1 pseudogene is annotated in these 629 nt (G+C 50.9%); it reads right to left on the bottom strand.

Annotation, left to right across the window (positions count from 1 at the left end):
• Positions 1 to 629: pseudogene (locus SB756_RS28025) on the bottom strand (DNA polymerase); the annotation flags it as partial.

Below are 629 nucleotides of genomic sequence, written 5' to 3'. Positions count from 1 at the left end.
ACCCGCGTAAGATTCACGCAGACGACGTTCGTATTCACGTTCGTCCGGTTTGTTCGGCGCCAGTTCGTTACGTTCGTACGCTTTACGCAGCAGGAACCATTCAACCAGGTTACCGGTAGAAGAACGAGAAACGTCCCACAGCGGCTGACCAACCAGACGAGACAGCTGCGCTTCCATCGGGAAGAATTCTTTACCCAGTTCGTAGGTCGCTTTCGCGTCTTCCATAGAGTATTTCGCAACACGTTCCAGACCTTCACCGGTTTCCCACGCTTTCGCGATTTCGTCCGCGTAAACTTTTTCTTTCGGTTTACCGAAGATCGCTTCGTAAACCGCTTCCAGGGTGTAGGTCGGCAGGTTGATGGTACGACGGATAACGTGGTACAGGTCGAAGTGGATACGACCTTTAACTTCAACCGCGGTCATGTCACCGATACGCTGCATTTTCGGTTCAGAACCGTCACGACCGATGGTCAGTTTGATACCCAGTTTTTCCGCACGTTTCGCCAGGTACGGCAGGTCGAAAGAGTCACCGTTGTAGGTGATGATGATGTCCGGGTCTTTTTCACGGATGATTTTCAGGAAACGTTTGATCATTTCACGTTCAGAAGAAACAACTTCAACGTACGGCA

The organism is Pseudomonas sp. SIMBA_068, assembly GCF_046534705.1.
GTDB classification, from domain to species: Bacteria; Pseudomonadota; Gammaproteobacteria; order Pseudomonadales; family Pseudomonadaceae; genus Aquipseudomonas; species Aquipseudomonas putida.
This window is presented reverse-complemented; position numbering and strand designations above follow the sequence as displayed.